The organism is Pseudomonas sp. FBCC-B545, from assembly GCF_059134095.1.
Genome location: NZ_CP101441.1, coordinates 1,354,718 through 1,373,170, shown reverse-complemented (window position 1 = coordinate 1,373,170; position 18,453 = coordinate 1,354,718). Strand labels below are relative to the sequence as shown.

General features: G+C 58.2%; 17 protein-coding genes. 5 read left to right on the top strand and 12 right to left on the bottom strand.

Features of this window, described 5'->3' with window-relative positions:
* Nucleotides 1–238: 238 nt before the first annotated feature.
* The 3 genes from NMB39_RS06310 to fadD2 form a co-directional block, all read right to left on the bottom strand.
* Nucleotides 239–1,027: an SDR family oxidoreductase gene (locus NMB39_RS06310; RefSeq protein ID WP_057023843.1), complete on the bottom strand. Its 789-nt coding sequence runs from the start codon at nt 1,025–1,027 to the stop codon at nt 239–241.
* Nucleotides 1,028–1,203: 176 nt separating this feature from the next.
* On the bottom strand, nt 1,204–2,895 hold the full coding sequence (fadD1, locus tag NMB39_RS06305) for a long-chain-fatty-acid--CoA ligase FadD1 (RefSeq protein WP_057023842.1): 1,692 nt from the start codon (nt 2,893–2,895) through the stop codon (nt 1,204–1,206).
* A gap of 382 nt (nt 2,896–3,277) precedes the next feature.
* A complete protein-coding gene (gene fadD2 / locus NMB39_RS06300) occupies nt 3,278–4,966 on the bottom strand; it encodes a long-chain-fatty-acid--CoA ligase FadD2 (protein WP_494339522.1) in 1,689 nt (562 codons plus the stop codon).
* 210 nt (nt 4,967–5,176) lie between these two features.
* Between fadD2 and NMB39_RS06295 the strand changes: the two genes are divergently transcribed.
* Together NMB39_RS06295 and NMB39_RS06290 are read left to right on the top strand one after the other, a co-directional pair.
* Nucleotides 5,177–6,121 (top strand): alpha/beta hydrolase, encoded by a 945-nt coding sequence (locus NMB39_RS06295; protein ID WP_198721339.1) that lies wholly within the window; start codon nt 5,177–5,179, stop codon nt 6,119–6,121.
* A 56-nt stretch (nt 6,122–6,177) separates the two neighbouring features.
* Nucleotides 6,178–6,648 carry a MaoC family dehydratase gene (locus NMB39_RS06290; RefSeq protein WP_057023839.1) on the top strand — a complete coding sequence of 157 codons (471 nt, stop codon included), beginning with the start codon at nt 6,178–6,180 and terminating at the stop codon, nt 6,646–6,648.
* Nucleotides 6,649–6,792: 144 nt separating this feature from the next.
* On the opposite strand, the gene NMB39_RS06285 is transcribed toward NMB39_RS06290, so the two are convergent.
* The gene (locus tag NMB39_RS06285; protein WP_034139096.1) at nt 6,793–7,260 is read right to left on the bottom strand and encodes a ferritin-like domain-containing protein; all 468 of its coding nucleotides are present in this window, start codon (nt 7,258–7,260) and stop codon (nt 6,793–6,795) included.
* Nucleotides 7,261–7,463: 203 nt separating this feature from the next.
* Between NMB39_RS06285 and NMB39_RS06280 the strand changes: the two genes are divergently transcribed.
* Both NMB39_RS06280 and NMB39_RS06275 read left to right on the top strand, forming a co-directional pair.
* Nucleotides 7,464–7,700, top strand: coding sequence for a DUF3820 family protein (locus NMB39_RS06280; RefSeq protein WP_017139191.1), 237 nt, complete (start codon nt 7,464–7,466; stop codon nt 7,698–7,700).
* Between the two features lie 10 nt (nt 7,701–7,710).
* On the top strand, nt 7,711–8,886 hold the full coding sequence (locus NMB39_RS06275) for an aminotransferase class V-fold PLP-dependent enzyme (RefSeq protein ID WP_464006034.1): 1,176 nt from the start codon (nt 7,711–7,713) through the stop codon (nt 8,884–8,886).
* Nucleotides 8,887–9,088: 202 nt separating this feature from the next.
* On the opposite strand, the gene NMB39_RS06270 is transcribed toward NMB39_RS06275, so the two are convergent.
* Genes NMB39_RS06270 through zwf form a run of 3 tightly spaced genes read right to left on the bottom strand, consistent with a single transcriptional unit; the run spans nt 9,089 to nt 11,938 of the window.
* Nucleotides 9,089–9,754, bottom strand: a complete 666-nt coding sequence (locus tag NMB39_RS06270) for a bifunctional 4-hydroxy-2-oxoglutarate aldolase/2-dehydro-3-deoxy-phosphogluconate aldolase (protein WP_017735662.1) — start codon at nt 9,752–9,754, stop codon at nt 9,089–9,091.
* Between the two features lie 17 nt (nt 9,755–9,771).
* Nucleotides 9,772–10,485 carry a 6-phosphogluconolactonase gene (gene pgl / locus NMB39_RS06265; RefSeq protein WP_057023837.1) on the bottom strand — a complete coding sequence of 238 codons (714 nt, stop codon included), beginning with the start codon at nt 10,483–10,485 and terminating at the stop codon, nt 9,772–9,774.
* Complete coding sequence (gene zwf / locus NMB39_RS06260; RefSeq protein WP_046069259.1) at nt 10,472–11,938, bottom strand: glucose-6-phosphate dehydrogenase; 1,467 nt, start codon at nt 11,936–11,938, stop codon at nt 10,472–10,474. The genes pgl and zwf overlap by 14 nt, the downstream gene beginning before the upstream one ends.
* A 219-nt stretch (nt 11,939–12,157) precedes the next feature.
* Between zwf and NMB39_RS06255 the strand changes: the two genes are divergently transcribed.
* On the top strand, nt 12,158–13,018 hold the full coding sequence (locus NMB39_RS06255) for a MurR/RpiR family transcriptional regulator (protein ID WP_169856377.1): 861 nt from the start codon (nt 12,158–12,160) through the stop codon (nt 13,016–13,018).
* Between the two features lie 121 nt (nt 13,019–13,139).
* Here NMB39_RS06255 and NMB39_RS06250 read toward each other — a convergent pair whose 3' ends face one another.
* The 5 genes from NMB39_RS06250 to NMB39_RS06230 all read right to left on the bottom strand — a co-directional run bounded on the left by NMB39_RS06250 (nt 13,140) and on the right by NMB39_RS06230 (nt 18,425).
* Nucleotides 13,140–13,985, bottom strand: coding sequence for a D-hexose-6-phosphate mutarotase (locus NMB39_RS06250; RefSeq protein WP_057023836.1), 846 nt, complete (start codon nt 13,983–13,985; stop codon nt 13,140–13,142).
* A gap of 98 nt (nt 13,986–14,083) precedes the next feature.
* Nucleotides 14,084–15,430 carry a carbohydrate porin gene (locus NMB39_RS06245; RefSeq protein ID WP_057023835.1) on the bottom strand — a complete coding sequence of 449 codons (1,347 nt, stop codon included), beginning with the start codon at nt 15,428–15,430 and terminating at the stop codon, nt 14,084–14,086.
* A gap of 85 nt (nt 15,431–15,515) precedes the next feature.
* Nucleotides 15,516–16,676, bottom strand: coding sequence for an ABC transporter ATP-binding protein (locus tag NMB39_RS06240; protein WP_198720205.1), 1,161 nt, complete (start codon nt 16,674–16,676; stop codon nt 15,516–15,518).
* 2 nt (nt 16,677–16,678) lie between these two features.
* The gene (locus NMB39_RS06235) at nt 16,679–17,524 is read right to left on the bottom strand and encodes a carbohydrate ABC transporter permease (protein ID WP_056847651.1); all 846 of its coding nucleotides are present in this window, start codon (nt 17,522–17,524) and stop codon (nt 16,679–16,681) included.
* Nucleotides 17,517–18,425, bottom strand: coding sequence for a carbohydrate ABC transporter permease (locus NMB39_RS06230; protein ID WP_034115703.1), 909 nt, complete (start codon nt 18,423–18,425; stop codon nt 17,517–17,519). The genes NMB39_RS06235 and NMB39_RS06230 overlap by 8 nt, the downstream gene beginning before the upstream one ends.
* Between the last annotated feature and the right edge of the window lie 28 nt (nt 18,426–18,453).

Below are 18,453 nucleotides of genomic sequence, written 5' to 3'. Positions count from 1 at the left end.
AGGCTGAAACATCTTGTTACAACCGCTTAAAAACCTAACCTAGGGATTGGCACGTTTCAAATAACAAAAAGGAATAAGATTGGATCCAATCTATGACGTGTTTTATTTTATTCTTTACTTTCAGTGCATTACGAACCAAAAAAAAAAGAAAAATCCATAAAAAAACCGCCATTGTTGGCGGTTTAAGATTGGAAATCTTGAATAAATCAGATGGCACAACGACACATATTGCTATTCATTAAAAGATACCAGGGTATGCGCCACCATCAATAAGGAGGTTCTGCCCCGTCATATAGGCGGCCTGATGACTGCATAAAAATGCGCACAATGCAGCGAACTCAGCGGGGTCACCAAAGCGCCCCATGGGAATGCTCGCCAGACGATTTCCAGCCACCGCGTCGAAGGTTTTTCCTGAACGCTCTGCTGTCGCTTGAAGCGTGTGCTCCAGGCGTTGCGTCTTGAACGCACCAGGTAAAATATTATTGATCGTGGTGTTTTTTGCAGCGAAGTCCTTTTGGCGTGCCAGGCCGGCAACGAAGCCTGTGAGCCCACACCGCACCGATGTTGAAAGCCCCAAGGCATCCAGGGGCGACTTGACCGCACCAGACGTTATATTAATGATGCGGCCGAAGCCTCGACTTGCCATTGCGTCGATCACCAACTTTATCAGCTCGATAGGCGCCAACATATTGGTGTCAATTGCTGAACGCCACTCGTCACCTGTCCATTCGCGAAAGTTTCCCGGCTTGGGCCCCCCGGCATTGTTAATCAAAATATCAACTTGCGGCGCGGCATCGACCAATGATTGGCGAATCGATGGATCCGTAATATCTCCGATAACCGAGATGACTTCGACCTCCGGATTTCTTTGCTTCAAGCGTTGCGTGGCGGCTTGCAAGTCAACCGCGCCTCGCGCGTTGATCACGATGTTTACACCTTCATCCGCAAGCGCCTGCGCACAGCTATAACCCAAGCCTTTACTGGCCGCACAGACGACTGCCCATTTGCCTCGAATCCCTAAGTCCATCATCACTCCTCGATCAGTCGTTCATCTTGCAAACCCGGGTATTAAAAACCCTCACTTGTCCATTCGATATCACAGATGTCCGCAGAGAAACAAGCAGGGTATTTCACCTATAGAGAAGCAAAAAAATACCCCTCAGTGAGGGGTATTGTTCACGTGCGGCAGGACGCTTGACTGAGCTATTTTTTAACGCCCAGTTTTTTCAACTCTTCATCACGCAGTTCGCGACGCAGGATCTTGCCCACGTTGGTGGTCGGCAGCACATCACGGAACTCCACGGCCTTGGGCACTTTGTAGCCGGTGACATTGGCGCGCATGTGCTCCATGACTTGGTTCTTGGTCAGGGTGGCCCCTGGCTTGACCACGATGAAGATCTTGATGTGCTCGCCCGACTTCTCGTCCGGCACACCGATGGCCGCGCATTGCAGCACGCCCGGCAGGGTCGCCAGCACGTCTTCCAGCTCGTTGGGATAGACGTTGAAACCGGAGACCAGAATCATGTCTTTCTTGCGGTCGACAATACGCATGTAACCGTCTTGCTGGATGATCGCGATGTCGCCAGTCTTCAACCAGCCTTCACTGTCGAGCATCTCGGCCGTGGCGTCTTCACGCTGCCAGTAGCCCTTCATCACTTGCGGGCCCTTGACGCACAGCTCGCCGGTTTCACCCAGCGGCAGCTCGGTGCCGTCGTCGGCGATGACTTTGCACACCGTGGACGGCACCGGAATGCCGATGGTACCGATCTGGATATTTTGGATAGGGTTGACCGTGGCCACCGGGCTCGTTTCGGTCATGCCGTAGCCTTCACAGATGCTGCAGCCGGTCACTGCCTTCCAGCGCTCGGCCGCTGCCAGTTGCAACGCCATGCCGCCTGACAGGGTGACTTTCAGCGCTGAGAAATCCAGCTTGCGGAAGCCTTCGTTGTTGCACAGCGCTACAAACAGCGTGTTGAGGCCAACAAAACCGCTGAACTTCCACTTCGACAGTTCCTTGACCATCGCCGGCAGGTCACGCGGGTTGCTGATCAGGATGTTGTGGTTGCCGATCAACATCATCGCCATGCAATGAAAGGTAAACGCATAGATGTGATACAGCGGCAGCGGCGTGATCAGGATCTCGCAACCTTCATTGAGGTTCGAGCCCATCAGCGCCTTGCACTGCAGCATGTTGGCGACGAGGTTGCGATGGGTCAGCATCGCGCCCTTGGCCACGCCGGTGGTGCCGCCGGTGTATTGCAACACCGCCACGTCGCTGCTGGCCGGGCTGGCGTCGTTGACCGCCTGGCCATGCCCCTTGGCCAGCACGTCGTTGAACTTGATCGCCTGGGGCAAGTGATAGGCCGGGACCATTTTCTTCACATACTTGATGACACTGTTGATCAGCAGACGCTTAAACGGCGACAGCAGGTCAGCAACTTCAGTGACAATCACATGCTTGACGGCGGTCTTGGGCACGACTTTTTCAGCCAGGTGCGCCATGTTGGCCAGGCAGACCAGGGCCTTGGCCCCGGAATCATTGAATTGGTGTTCCATTTCCCGCGCGGTGTACAGCGGGTTGGTGTTGACCACGATCAGGCCGGCACGGATGGCACCGAACACCGCGACCGGGTATTGCAGGACGTTGGGCAGTTGCACGGCGATTCGATCGCCAGGCTTCAAGTCGGTATGCTGTTGCAGGTACGCGGCGAAGGCGCCGGACAATTCGTACAGTTCACCGTAGGTGATTGTCTTGCCCAGGTTACTGAAAGCCGGTTTGTTGGCGAAGCGCTGGCAGGACTGCTTCAGTACCGCCTGAATATTCGGATACTCGTCTGGATTGATTTGTGCAGCAATCCCGGCGGGGTACTTATCCTTCCAAAAGTCTTCATTCATGGAAGCCCACTCCTCAGCGACGCGAATTCATCATCGCATTTGATGCGATTATTATTGGTGTATGTCTTTTTAAGGTGAATCTGGCGCTTTCAAGCAGGCCGAGACGTCACAAAGCGCGCCGAGAGTAGCAGCTTTGCCAAGGGCCGCCTAGAGCCAAAAGAGGGCCCTACAGTCATAAACATGACTCAAGAACATCTAATGGTCATTTTTAGAGCAAAGATTCTATATCACTGAAATCCGCTCTGGAATGGGCCTCACGGGCGACAAATAACAACTGTGGGAGGGGGCTTACCCCGATAGCGGTGGGCCAGTCAATTAACCAGGTGACTGACACTGCGCAATCGGGGGCAAGCCCCCTCCCACATTTTGACTCTATTTCAATTCAGGCGATGTCGCGCAGCTCCCGCCGCAGAATCTTGCCCACCGGCGTCACCGGCAACGACTCCCTCAGCACAATATGCTTGGGGACCTTGTAGCCCGTGAAGTTGGTCTTGCAGTACGCCTTCAACTCCTCAAGGCTCACCCCCTGGGCCCGTGCCACCACGAACAATTTCACCGCCTCACCCGTACGCTCATCCGGCACGCCGATCACCGCGCAGTTGGCTACGGCCGGGTGGGCCATCACCACGTCTTCGATTTCGTTGGGGTACACGTTGAAACCCGAGACGATGATCAAATCCTTCTTGCGATCCACAATACTGACGTAGCCATCGGTATCGATCACCGCAATGTCGCCGGTCTTGAGCCAGCCTTCGGCGTTCAGGGTCTCGGCGGTGGCGACCGGTTGCTGCCAATAGCCCTTCATCACCTGCGGACCCTGGATGCACAGCTCGCCGCGTTCGCCCAGCGGCAGTTCGTGCCCCTCATCATCAATGACTTTCATTGCCGTACCGGGCACTGGAATGCCCACGGTGCCCAGGCGTGCCAGGCCGCCGTAGGGGTTGGTGCTGGCCACCGGTGAGGTTTCGGTAAGGCCGTAGCCTTCGCCAATGGAGCAGCCGGTCAACGCCTTCCAGCGTTCAGCCGTGGCCTTGACCAGAGCGGTGCCGCCGGAATTGGTGATCTTGAGGTGGGAGAAATCCAGGTTCTTGAAGTCAGGGTGATCCATCAGCGCCACAAACAGGGTGTTGAGCCCCAAGAGGCAAGAAAATCGCCACTGCTTGAGTTCCTTGATAAAGCCGCCAATGTCCCGAGGGTTGGTAATCAGCACATTGTGGTTGCCCGACACCATCATGCACATGCAGTTCGCGGTGAATGCGTAGATGTGGTACAGCGGCAGCGGGGCAATCATCACCTCCTGCCCTTCCTTGACCAGCGGGTGGCCGTCCTCGCCCAGTTGCGACATGCATGCGCGCACTTGCTGCATGTTCGCAACCAGGTTGCCGTGGGTGAGCATTGCGCCCTTGGCAAGGCCAGTGGTGCCACCGGTGTATTGCAGCACGGCAATATCGTCCAGGCTCACCGGATGTCGCGTCACGCCAAGCCCCGCGCCCATGCGCAAGGCGCGCTTGAACGACACCGCCCGTGGCAGGTGGTAGGCCGGGACCATCTTCTTCACCTTATCGACGACGGTATTGACCAGCCAACCCTTGGCGGCGGGCATGAAGTCGCCCATCCTGGCTTCAATCAGGTAGTCGATCTCGGTGTCGGTGCAAACCTCCTGCACCCGCGAACCGAACAGGTTGAGGTAGACCAGCGCCCGCACGCCCGCGTCCTTGAACTGGTGACGCATTTCGCGCGGGGTATAAAGGGGGTTGGTATTGACCACGATCAGCCCGGCGCGCAGAGCGCCGAATACCGCCACCGGGTAATGCAGCACGTTGGGCATCTGCACCGCGATACGCTCGCCAGGCTTGAGGTCGGTGTGCTGCTGCAGGTAACCGGCAAACGCCGCACTCTGGCGCTCAAGCTCAGCGTAGGTCAGGGTGATGCCCATGTTGCTGAACGCCGGACGGTCGGCAAAAGCCTTGCAGGAACGCTCGAAGACCTCGATCACCGACTTGTAGGTGCTGAGGTCGATGGCATTGGGGACGCCCGCCGCGCGTTTGTCATTCCAGAAATCAGGTTGCATTATTCTTGTCCTCTTACCTGAATGTGTCCGGCCGCTCTATCCATTTATAAGAAGCGGAGCCTTGGGGACGTTAGCAGCTATGGCCAAACAGGCAAATATGCTTAATCGTGTCATTGATTGTATGAATCTTGCGGCTAACGTGTAGGCAGATACTGCGTCCCTCTGCCAATGAGCGATACACTGCAATGATTCTGAGCAAATGGAGTCGCCATGAACCACAGCACCTTCTGGCTGACCGCGAACGACCGCAGCCGCCTGTACGTCAATCAATGGATACCCGACGGGCTGCCCAAGGCCGTGCTGATGCTCGCCCATGGCATGGCCGAGCATAGTGGTCGTTATGCTCGCCTGGCCGAAGCCCTGTGCAGCGCAGGCTATGGCGTGTATGCGCTGGACCAGCGCGGCCATGGCCGTACTGCTGACGAGGGTACCTTGGGGCTCTACGCCGAAAAGGATGGCTGGAACAAGGTGGTGGGCGACCTGGCCAGCCTCAACCAGCATATTGGCCAGCAACAACCGGGCCTGCCGATTATTTTGCTTGGCCACAGCATGGGCAGCTACATCGCCCAGGGTTATCTGCTGCACCACAGTGCCAGCCTGCATGGAGCGATTCTCAGCGGTTCGAATTTCCAGCCGGTGGCGTTGTACACCGCAGCGCGGTTGATCGCGCGTATCGAACGCCTGCGCCAGGGTGTGCGCGGCCGCAGTGCGCTGATCGAGTTCCTGTCGTTCGGCTCGTTCAACAAAGCGTTCAAACCCACCCGCACGGCATTCGACTGGCTCAGTCGCGACCCGGATGAAGTCGACAAATACATCAACGACCCGCTGTGCGGTTTCCGTTGCACCAACCAGCTTTGGATTGACCTGCTCGGCGGCTTGCAGCAAATCAGCAAAGCGTCCAATCTCGCCCAGATCGACCCGGGCCTGCCGATCCTGGTGATAGGCGGCGAATGTGATCCGGTGAGCGAAGGCAAGCGTCTCAAGGATCTGGCCCATGCCCTGCGTGAAGCCGGCTGCCAGAACGTGCAATTGAATCTTTACCCTCAGGCGCGGCATGAAGTGTTCAACGAAACCAACCGCGCTGAAGTCACAACGGATGTATTGACCTGGCTCGACCAGGCCCTGGCCCTCCGCAGGCCGGCCCGCTGTGAATAATTTTTCGTTTAAAATCAGTCAATTAATTACCGCTTAGCCACAGGATGCAGCTTTAGATGACCCAGGTAACCAACACCCCGTATGAAGCCCTCGAAGTCGGCCAGACGGCCAGCTACAGCAAGTTGGTAGAAGAGCGCGATATCCAGCTGTTCGCTGCCATGTCCGGCGATCACAACCCCGTGCACCTGGATGCCGAATACGCCAAGGCGACCATGTTCAAGGAGCGTATTGCCCACGGCATGTTCAGCGGCGCGTTGATCAGTGCAGCCGTAGCCTGCGAGCTGCCTGGGCCGGGCACTATCTACATCGGTCAGCAGATGACCTTCCAGAAGCCGGTCAAGATTGGCGACACCCTCACCGTGCGCCTGGAAATTCTCGAAAAGCTGCCGAAGTTCCGTGTGCGCATTGCCACGCGGGTGTTCAACCAGCGTGATGAGCTGGTGGTGGATGGCGAGGCAGAGATCCTGGCGCCGCGCAAGCAACAGATTGTGACCCTGACTGAGTTGCCGCCGATCAGCATCGGCTGAGGCTAAGCGCAACCTTAAAAGTCACTCAATGCAAAATGTGGGAGGGGGCTTGCCCCCGATGGCGGTGAGTCAGTCACTGAATAGGTCGACTGATTCATCGCTATCGGGAGCAAGCCCCCTCCCACAGTTACTACAGTGCAGGTCTTACGACTGAGCGCGAGCCTGGTTACGCAGGGCCTTCACCTGATCGTGGTTGCGCTGTACGCCATGGTACTGACGCTCTACCAGGTCACGAATGCCCAGCAGGTTGTGCTTGTTGATCTTCTCGATCGCTTCACGGTAAGCCTTCAGTGCGTGGTCTTCACCGCGCTCAGCTTCGTTCAGCACAGCCTCTTCGTCCTTGCCGGTGACCATCGACTTCACGTCGACCCAGCCACGGTGCAGGGCGCCGGCCATGCTGCCGGAATCCTCTGGATCGCCGCCCAGGGCACGCACGGCTGTTTTCAGCTCTGCGGCCGCCGTTGCGCAGTCGGCAGAACGCTTGGCGAACAGAGCCTTGAGTTCTGGATGCTTGATATCTTCAGCGCATTCCTTGAAACCCTTTTGGCCGTCGATGCTGGTCTCGATCAGGTCGTTCAGTACGGAGATCGATTCTTTATTGATGTCAGTCATTTTTCAATTCCTTATACGGGTTAGAAGGTTGTCTTGTTATTGCAGCGCCCGTGCCAGGTTTTTAAAAACAAAAATAACCTTAAATTTCAATAAGTTACGATTTATTGAACCATCTGTATTGACGTTATTTGCATGATCTGTCATTTGGCCTTCATGCAGAATGCCTGTATTTTCGAAGACCTCGCCTCAATCGCACGAAGCTCATGAACCCCGAAAAACTCGAATTGCTGATCACCCGCGAAATGCCCTTCGGAAAATACAAGGGCCGGATCATCGCTGACCTGCCTGGCCCTTACCTGAACTGGTTCGCCCGTGAAGGGTTTCCCCACGGTGAATTAGGCGGTTTGCTGGCCCTGATGCAGGAAATCGATCACAACGGCTTGTCTGAATTGCTCGAACCGCTACGCGTTAAACACGGTAAACCCGCCCCCCGCCATTAAGAGACTCGCCATGCCAAGGAATGCTGATAACGAACCCCACTGGCGCGCCATCGCCGAGCGCTTTGACTTGGAGCCTGGGCCGATCAACCTGGAAAACGGTTATTTCGGGCGCATGAGCCGTGCAGTACAGGCGCAGTACCTTGAACACATCAGCTATATCAACCGCAGCAACTCGGTGTATGTGCGCCAGCGCTTTGAGCAGGGTGAAAATATCCAGATCCGCCGCCAGTTGGCCGAACTGATCAATGTCGATCCGCAGGCGCTCGCCTTCACCCGCAACGCCACCGAAGCCTTGCAGTCGCTGATCCGCAACTACAACCGCCTGCAACCGGGCGATCAGGTATTGATCAGTGATTTGGAGTACGACACGGTCAAGGGGGCGATGCGCTGGCTTGCAAGCGTTCGCGGCGTGGAAGTGATTGAGATATCACACGCTCACCCGGCCAGTTTCGACAGCCTGGTGCAGACTTATCGCGACGCGTTCGTGCAGTACCCGCGCATCAAGCTGATGGCCCTGACCCATGTCACCCATCGCACTGGCCTGGTAATGCCCGTTGCAGCCATTGCCAAGGCTGCACGAGAACAGGCTATCGATGTGATCCTCGACGGCGCCCACGCGCTGGGCCAGATCGAGTTCAATCTGGCCGAACTGGGCATTCAATTCGCCGGTTTCAACCTGCATAAATGGATCGGCGCGCCGCTGACCCTGGGCTTTATGTATATCGCCCCGGAGCGCCTGGCCGATATAGATCCGGACATGGGCGAGTTTCACTATCCGGCCACTGATGTGCGCGCGCGTACGTCCTACAGCACACCGAATTTTCCCGCGCTGATGACCTTGCCTTTAGTGTTCGAAGAACATCGACAATTGGGTGGCGCTGCGAGCAAAGGCGCACGGGTAAATTACCTGCGCGATCTGTGGGTAAGCCAGGTAAGGCCATTGCCGGGGATCGAAGTGCTGACGTCGGATGATCCGCGACTGTATTGCGGGATCACAGCGTTCAAGTTCATCGGGCGGGATCAGCAAGTGATGGTGGATAGGTTGCTCAAGGAACACGACCTGTTTGTCACCACGCGCATGGGGGCCGCGTTTGGCACCTGTATCCGGGTGACGCCGGGGTTGGTGACGTCGGCAGCGGATATCGGCGTACTGGTCAACGCCATTACCGAGCTAAGCAAAGATTAAACTGTGGGAGGGGGCTTGCTCCCGATTGCGGTGTGTCAGTTACCAGACGCAGTGGCTGATCTACCGCTATCGGGAGCAAGCCCCCTCCCACAGTTTTTCGGTGAGCCTGAAGATTTTCTACGGGCAAAAAAAAGCGGCGCACCGACCAAGTGCACCGCAAAAATGCCGTTAAAGCACAGCAACAACGATTCGGTAAATCAACTCAATCCAGCAGCGCCAGCGCCTCGGCGGTGACTTCCTGGATACGCGCCCAGTCGCCGTTCTTGATCCACTCAGGGTCAAGCATCCAGCTACCGCCCACGCACATCACATTTTTCAACGCCATGTAGCTCTTGATGTTGGCGGGGCCGACGCCGCCGGTCGGGCAGAACTTCACTTCGCCAAACGGGCCGCCAAGGGCCTTGATGGCCGCGACGCCGCCGCTGACTTCGGCCGGAAACAGCTTGAAGCGGCGATAACCCAGGCCGTAGCCTTCCATGATGCCCGAAGCGTTGCTGATCCCAGGCAGCAGCGGGATCGGGCTGTGTACCGAGGCTTCCAGCAGGTCGCGGGTGATGCCGGGGGTAACGATAAATTGCGAGCCGGCCACTTCAGCCGCTTCGAGCATATGGCGGTCAAGCACGGTGCCGGCGCCGGTGCACAGCTCGGGACGCTGCTCACGCAAGACCTGAATGGCCTTGAGGCCGAACTCCGAACGCAAGGTCACTTCCAATGCGGTCAAACCGCCAGCTGCCAGGGCGTCGGCCAGCGGCAGGATGTCCTGTTCGCGGGCAATGGTGATCACCGGCAGGATCCGCGCCTTGGCGCAGAGGCTGTCGATCAAGGCAACTTTATCCGCCATGGACACGGTCGGTTGAGGGCTTTTCATAGCGGCTGATCCTTGGCTCATGGGCACCAGTAAATCTCTAGAGTAGGTTGCAAAAACGCGCGAATCGGCATGGCAGCAACATCGTCACTGGCCAGGGCGGCGCTCAAGGTGGTCAATTTCGAACTGCCGGAAATCGACAGCACGGTGTAGTTGGCCGTGGCCAGCAAGGCGCGACTCATGGTCAGGCGCTGATGTGGCACGGTGGGCGCCAGCATCGGCCAGCAACGGCGGGTTCCGTCGGCCTTAAGCGCCTCACCCAGGTTCGGGCTGTTGGGGAACAACGATGCGGTGTGGCCGTCATCACCCATGCCCAACACCAGCACATCAATGGACGGCAGTTCGGCCAGCAAGCGATCAGCCTGCTCGGCAGCGTCTTCAAGATTAGCGGCAGCGCTGTACAGGCTGAGGAACCTGGCCTTGGCCGCCGGGCCTTGCAGCAGGTGCTGCTTTAACAGGCCGGCGTTGCTGTCGGCGTGCTCTACCGGCACCCAGCGTTCATCAGCCAGGGTGATGGTGACCCTGGACCAGTCCAGGCCCTGCTTGGCCAGGTTCTGGAAAAACGCCACGGGGCTGCGGCCACCGGACACCACCAAGGTCGCCTCGCCACGGGCACTGATGGCTGCGCGCAGCTGTTCGGCCACGTCATTGGCCAGGCCATCGGCCAGCAGCGCGGGCGTACGGTACTCATGGGCAGTCACGCCCTGAGGCAGTTTCAATTCAGATATCGCCATACCACGACCTCCCATCCCGCGTGATCAGTGCAATCGAGCTCATCGGCCCCCAGGACCCTGCCGCATAAGGCTTGGGCGCATCGCCGGACTTCTTCCAGCCGGCGATCAACTGGTCGCACCACTTCCACGCGGCTTCGATTTCATCTTTGCGAACAAACAGGTTCTGATTGCCGCGCATTACTTCCAACAGCAAACGCTCGTAGGCATCGGGGATCCGTGCGCTGCGATAGGTGTCGGAAAAATTCAGTTGCAGTGGCCCGCTGCGCAGTTGCATGCCCTTGTCCAGGCCCTGCTCCTTGGTCATCACTCGTAAGGAAATGCCTTCGTCCGGCTGCAGGCGGATTATCAGCTTGTTGCTGATCTGCAGGCGCTGCTCGGGAGCGAAGATGTAGTGGGACGGTTCCTTGAAGTGGATGACGATCTGCGACAGCTTTTGCGGCATGCGCTTGCCGGTGCGCAGATAGAACGGCACCCCGGCCCAACGCCAGTTACGTATATCGGCACGCAGGGCGACGAAAGTCTCGGTGTCGCTCTGGGTGTTGGAATTGTCTTCTTCCAGGTAGCCCGGCACGGCTTTGCCGGCACTGTAGCCGGCGATGTATTGGCCGCGCACCACCTGGGTGGTCAGGCCCTCGGGGCTGATCGGCGCCAGGGCCTTGAGCACCTTGACCTTCTCGTCACGAATGCTGTCGGCGGACAGGTCGGCGGGCGGGTCCATGGCAATCAGGCAAAGCAGTTGCAACAAGTGGTTCTGGATCATGTCACGCAGCTGGCCGGCCTTGTCGAAGTAACCCCAACGGCCTTCGATGCCGACCTGCTCGGCCACGGTAATTTCCACGTGGGAGATGTAGTTCTGGTTCCACTGGGTTTCGAACAGGCTGTTGGCGAAACGCAGGGCGATCAGGTTCTGGACGGTCTCTTTGCCCAGGTAGTGGTCGATACGGTAGGTGCGGTTTTCCGGGAAAAACTGCGCCACGGCGTCGTTGACCTTGCGCGAGGACTCCAGGTCCGAACCGATGGGCTTTTCCAGCACCACACGGGTGTTGTCCGCCAGGCCGACCTTGGCCAGGTTCTCGCAGATCGCGCCGTACACCGCCGCCGGGGTGGCGAAATAGGCAATCAGGCGTTGTTCGCTGCCGACGTTCTCGGCCAGGGCGACATAGTCGTCAGCCTTCATGAAGTCGACATGCACATAGGCCAGGCGTGCGAGGAAGCGTGTGGTCACGGCTTCGTCGAGTTCCTTGCCGACGTATTTACGCAATTGTGTTTCGATATGGGCCAAGTGTTGCTGCTCGCTGCCGGCTTCACGGGCCAGGGCCAGGATGCGCGTGTCATCGTGCAGCAACCCGGCGCCATCGAGTTGATAGAGAGCAGGAAATAACTTGCGCAGCGCCAGATCACCCAAGGCGCCAAACAGGGCAAAGGTGCAGGGTTCTACGGTTATCGAAGGCATGATGTTTGTTCTTTTATCAAGTTAAGCTACAAATACCTTTTTTCAAGGCATCACTCAAGGAAAAATGTAGTAATAACCACAACATTTTCCCGAAATACGCATTCCGAGTGGTGGTGTTCAGCTACCCTCAGTAGGATAGGCCACCGCAAAGGACCACTCATCGATTGGTCATTGCCCCTTATTTGCATCGTCGCCCGAAGGAAAGACTGAATGGACCGCGTGCGAAATCTTCTGGAACAGATCCGGAACCGCCTCGAAGAATTGAACAAGGCCGAGCGCAAAGTCGCTGAAGTCATCCTGCTTAACCCGCAGCAGGCCACACGCTTCTCGATCGCCGCACTCGCCCAGGCCGCCTCGGTCAGTGAACCGACGGTCAACCGCTTCTGCCGTTCGTTCGGTGTCAGCGGTTACCCTGAACTTAAATTGCAGCTGGCGCAAAGCCTGGCCAGCGGCGCCGCGTATGTCAGCCGGGCCGTGGAGGCTGATGATAACCCCGAAGCCTACACCCAGAAGATCTTTGGCAGCGCCATTGCCTCCCTGGACAGCGCCTGCCAGGCCCTCGACCCGGCCCTGATCAGCAAGGCGGTGGACTTGTTGATCCAGGCGCGGCAGATCCACTTCTTCGGACTCGGGGCCTCGGCACCGGTGGCGATGGATGCGCTGCACAAGTTTTTCCGTTTCAACCTGGCGGTGACCGCTCATGCGGATGTGCTGATGCAGCGCATGATCGCTTCGGTGGCCCACACCGGTGAGTTGTTCGTGATCATTTCCTACACCGGACGTACTCGCGAGCTGGTGGAAGTAGCGCGTATTGCCCGCGAAAACGGTGCTTCAGTACTGGGCGTCACCGCCGAGAACTCGCCGCTGGCCAAGGCCAGTACAGTGAGCCTGAACATCCCCTTGCCCGAAGATACCGACATCTATATGCCGATGACTTCGCGGATTATCCAGTTGACAGTGCTGGATGTGCTGGCGACCGGCATGACCCTGCGCCGCGGGGTGGATTTCCAGCCACATTTGCGCAAGATCAAAGAGAGCTTGAATGACAGCCGGTATCCGGTGGGGGATGAGTTCAACTAGGCCTGGACTTGTGTTGGCTGTACTGGCCTCATCGGGAGCAAGCCCCCTCCCACATTTGAAGGTATTCACAAATCAAACTGTGGGAGGGGGCTTGCTCCCGATAGGGCCCTCAGCCATACACCTAAACCCCAGCCCTGGCCTGCAAACTCAAATGCGCCCTCTCCCCCGGCGCCAGGCTGGCCCCGGCCATCGCCGATTCCACGCACACAAACCCCGACGCCTCGTTAAAGCTCACGCCCAACAGCGGCCGGCTACCCGGATGCCACACCACCGTGTCGGCGCTGTCGCCGGTGTCGATGCACAGTTCGCGCTGCCAGGCATGATCCTTGAGCTGCAATTCGCCCTCATGCTGGAACACCCGCTGGCAACCGCCATCGACCCTTAGCTCGCCTTCCTGCTGGCAAACCTGGCGATTGAGCTGGTCGTAGCCCTGCGCTCCATCAAGCCCAGACAGCGCTACCTCATCAACGTGACCAATACGCCAGTAAGCGTGCAATGCATGGCTCAACTGGCACGGCAGTTCGTCCTGGTGCTCGGTGCTCAGGCGCAGGTCCAGGGTCTCGCCCAGGTGCGCGCGCAAGTCCACCTGCCAGTCACACAGCTGCAATTGCCAGTGCAGGCGCACGCCGTCGTCGTCGGTGCTGCTGTCGAGCAGCTTCCAGTCGATCAAGCGCGCCCAACCATGGGAAGGCCAGGCGTTTTCGCTGGGATGGCGGCCATACCAGGGCCAGCACACCGGTACGCCACCACGAATGGCACCGACTTGCGGCCATTTGGCGGCGCACCACAGCCAGGGCTTCTGGCCCGAGGGTTGAAAGTGCAGCAATTGCGCGCCCTGGCGACTGAACACTGCCTGGCACAGGGGATGGTCGATCACCAACACGTCGCGCATCTGAAAGCGCTCCCAGGCGAACACTGGACGTTCGCGCAGGGATTTGAAAAAGCGTTGCAGCGGTTGCTCATGCATGTGCCCAGGTCCCGAATATCACAGTGCAACCCAAAAAAAAGCGGATAGCCATGGCTACCCGCAAATGCGCACAGAGAGAGGAGCTTATCGCAACAGCGTTAGAACGTAGACTGAATTTTCAGGCCAGCGACCAGAGCATTGTCGACTTTATCCACGCCGCCAGGCTGGACCACGTATTGCAGGTTAGGACGCACGGTCAGCCAGTTGGTGACATGGAAACCGTAGTTGAGTTCGACGTTGTACTCGGTCTCACGAATGGGCGTGTACAGCGGATTGTCATAGTCGCTCACACCATTGGCGGCGTTGAGCAGCTCAGAGTTCTTCTTCACGTCATCGTTGACATGCAGGCGAGCGACGCCAATGCCGACATCATCTTTTGGACGCGCGTCGAATGGGCCCTTGTACACCAGCATCAACGACTGGTAGTTGTCGACCAGGTTGGTTTCCTTGTCGTGGAAGGTCGCGTTGGCAGCGATGTTCAAGCCACGGGAAGCGTCGCCGTTATGCGTGGTCAGTTGCTGTTGCGCAACGAACCAGTAACCTTTCTTGCTGCTACGGGTACGGAAGTCTGCGCCAGAAAGGACAGCATCGCCGCCGTTGACGTCTTCACGGACATCCGGGGCATCGGCGGCGCTCTTGTAGAAGCCCACACGGTATTCGCCCGGCAGGTTATTAACCTTCGGCGACCAGACCAACTCCACCGGAATCACAGTACCCTTGGTACCGCTACCGCTTAGTTTGAAGCCGTTGCCGTGCTCCAGCTGCGATGGGTTCTGGTTGTAGGCGCCGATTTGCGCATACAGCTCAGGCGTGATGTTGTACTTCACGCGGATCGCGGCCTGGGCAACCGGCCAGTTGTACCAGGTGTTGACGTAGTTACCCACCTGGGAGCCACAGAACGACAGGTTCTGGAAGTCGCACGGGAAGGTGTTGAAGTCTTCGCCTTCACCAAAGTAGCCGAGTTTCACGTCCAACTTGTTGTCGAACATCTGGTGCTGAATCCAGAACTGGGTCAGACGTACCATGTGGCCACGACCGTAGACTTCCTGGGAAGAGCTCAAGGTGCCGGCACGCGGGTCACCAATACGGTCATTGGAGATGTTCTGGCCATTACGATTGGTCAACTGGATCTTGGCCTGGGTGTTATCCCAGCCCCACAGTTTTTGCAGGTCCAGTGCCACGCCCAGACCGAACTGGTCAGAGTAGCGACCGGTCTTGTCGTCGTTGTAGCCGCCGTGGGCGTTGTAGCCCATTTCCCCAACGTAGTCGGCCTTGATGTCGATACCTTGCTCGATCAGCTTGGTACGCTCACCACCCCAATCGCCGGTCATCCACTTGGAATCGGCGCTGAACGCATCGGCCGCCATCGCATTGGCGGACAATACAAGGGCTGCTGCTGCTGACAGTTGGCAGATCAGCCGAGTGTTGTTGTGTTGCTTTTTCATCCCTACATCCTCGTCTTTATTGTTATTAAACTGTTTTTATCTAACGCGGGTTACATTTTTTAACTAAAACAACTGCTTATCTGCTTCAGCGACCCTTGAACTGGGCCACGTTGTCGGCATGCCCCTGTGCCGGCAGTGAAGCAGCGGTACCCAGTCGCTCACCGGTCTTGGCGTCAAACAGCAACACCTTGGCCGGGTCGAATTGCAGGGTCAGGGTCTCGCCTACCTGCGGCGCCACGTCCGGCGCCAGGCGGCAGCAGACCTTGGTGTCGTTGAGCTGCACGAATACCAGGGTGTCCGGGCCGGTCGGCTCGGTGACCTGGACTTCGGCACGAATGCTCGATGCGCTGTTGCCCTCGCCCGCCGCCAACATGATTTGCTCCGGGCGCAGGCCCAGGATCACATCGCGGTCCTCAAGGCCGGCGTCCGTCATGTTAAGCGCCAGCTCGCAACGGGCCTGGCCGCTGTCGAGCAGCGCCACCAGGCGGCCGTCCTTGCGTTGCAGGCGCAGAGGCACGAAGTTCATCGGCGGCGAACCGATAAAACTCGCCACGAACTGGTTGGCAGGGTTGTTGTAGATCTCTTTCGGCGTACCGAACTGCTGGATGATGCCATCCTTCATTACCGCCACTTTGTCGCCCAGGGTCATCGCTTCGATCTGATCGTGGGTGACATAGACGGTGGTGGTTTTCAGGCGCTGGTGCATCAGTTTCATTTCGGTGCGCATCTCGACGCGCAGCTTGGCGTCGAGGTTGGACAGTGGTTCGTCGAACAGGTAGATCTTCGGCCGACGCGCCAGGGCACGGCCCATGGCCACACGCTGTTGCTGGCCGCCGGACAACTGGCCGGGCTTGCGGTTGAGCAGGTGTTCGATCTGCAACAGCTTGGCCACCCGTGCTACTTCGGTATCGATATCGGCCTGGGGCATCTTGCGGATTTTCAGGCCGAACTCGATGTTCTCGCGCACGCTCATGGTCGGGTACAACGCGTAGGACTGGAACACCATGGCGATGTCACGGTCCTTGGGGCTCATGCCGCTGACGTCCTGGTCGCCGATCATGATCGCGCCGCCGCTGATGGTCTCAAGGCCGGCGATGCAGTTCATCAGCGTGGATTTGCCGCAACCCGACGGGCCGACCAGGATCAGGAACTCGCCTTCCTTGATCGACAGTTCGATGTTCTTCAAGGTGTCGGGCAGGCCGGCGCCATAGGTCTTGTTTACATTGCGAAGTTCAAGCGTAGCCATGATTACCCCTTGACCGCGCCGGCCGTAAGGCCGCGCACGAAATACTTGCCTGCGATCACATAGACCAGCAGGGTCGGCAGCCCGGCGATCATCGCCGCCGCCATATCCACGTTATATTCCTTGGCCCCGGTGCTGGTATTGACCAGGTTGTTCAGCGCCACCGTAATGGGCTGGGAGTCGCCGCTGGAGAACACCACGCCGAACAGGAAGTCGTTCCATATCTGGGTGAACTGCCAGATCAGGCAGACCATGATGATCGGCGTCGACATCGGCAGGATGATCTGGCGGAAGATAGTGAAGAACCCCGCGCCATCCAGGCGTGCGGCCTTGATCAGTGCATCCGGAATGCTCACGTAGTAGTTACGGAAAAACAGCGTGGTGAACGCCAGGCCGTAGACCACGTGCACAAACACCAGGCCGGTGGTAGTGCTGGCCAGGCCCATCTTGCCGAGGGTGAACGACGCCGGCAGCAGCACGGTCTGGAATGGCAGGAAGCAGCCGAACAGCAACAGCCCGAAGAACAACTGCGAGCCCCGGAAACGCCAGAACGACAGCACATAGCCGTTCAAGGCACCGATGGCGGTGGAAATCAGTACCGCCGGCACGGTGATCTTGATCGAGTTCCAGAAGTAGCCATCCACGGTGGCCCAGGCCTTGACCCAGCCGATGCCGCTGACCACGGTCGGCCAGCTCAGCAGGTTGCCGGTGCTGATGTCTTCCGGGGTCTTGAAGCTGGTGAGCAGCATCACCACCAGCGGTACCAGGTACAGCAGCACCGCCAGGATCAGCACCGCGTAGATCGCGATGCGGCTCAGGCTGATGGCAGGTTTGGCAACGAGACTAGTCATTACGCTTGGTCCTCAGCTCGGAATACAGGTACGGCACGATGATCGCGAGGATCGCACCGAGCATCAGGATTGCACTGGCCGAGCCCATGCCCATCTGGCCACGACTGAAGGTGAACGAGTACATGAACATCGCCGGCAGGTCGGACGAATAACCCGGGCCGCCGGCAGTCATGGCGGCCACCAGGTCAAAGCTCTTGATCGCAATGTGCGCCAGGATCATTACCGCACTGAAAAACACCGGACGCAGGCTGGGCAGCACCACGCTCCAGTAGATACGCGGCAGGCTGGCACCGTCGATCTGAGCGGCGCGGATGATCGACTGGTCGACGCCGCGCAGGCCGGCCAGGAACATCGCCATGATGAAACCGGAAGCTTGCCACACGGCAGCAATCACCAGGCAATAGACCACGCGGTCCGGGTCGATCAGCCAATCGAGACGGAAGCCTTCCCAGCCCCAATCGCGCAGGAGTTTGTCCAGGCCCATGCCCGGGTTGAGCAGCCATTTCCAGGCGGTACCGGTGACGATCATCGAGAGCGCCATCGGGTACAGGTAAATGGTACGGATGAAGCCTTCACGGCGGATTTTCTGGTCGAGGAAAATCGCCAGCGTCACCCCGATCACCAGGGTGATGCCAATGAACATGCCGCCGAACACGGCCAGGTTCTTGCTCGCGACCCACCAGCGGTCGTTGTCGAACAACCGCTCATACTGCGCCAGGCCCGCCCACTTGTAGCTGGGCAGGAACGTGGAGGTGGTGAACGACAGCACGAACGTCCACAGGATGTAGCCATAAAAGCCCACCAACACGATGAACATGCTCGGCGCCAGCACCAGTTTGGGCAGCCAGCGTTGCAGTGCATCGAACGGCGAGGCCTTGCTGAACACAGCAACAGAACTCATGGGGAAATCCAGTACAGGGAAAAAGAAC